Annotated in this window: 1 protein-coding gene; it reads left to right on the forward strand. The window is 53.4% G+C overall.

Annotated features, from left to right (window positions below; translation table 11 throughout):
• Nucleotides 1-253: hypothetical protein (locus ACX9YW_RS23290; protein ID WP_460351141.1), on the forward strand; the 253-nt coding region annotated here is incomplete at both ends.

Below are 253 nucleotides of genomic sequence, written 5' to 3' on the forward strand. Positions count from 1 at the left end.
GTCCCGACCACGCATGAAAAACAACCTTATCCGAATAGAGATCAGCCCGGCATCTGAGCATACGCGCAACTACACTTCCGATGACTGGAAACAGCTTTGGCAGGATTTCGTGACCGAGTTTGACCGTCAGGAGATGAAGGACAAAACAGGCCGTTTGCTATCCCCAAGAACCAATCTCGCAGGGAGCAAGTCAACCGTATGGCTTCACCTCGAATCCGACAGCGGCACACCTCACCTCCATGCGGTTGTGAGC

The sequence above is a fragment of the Pseudoneobacillus rhizolycopersici genome, from assembly GCF_054786815.1.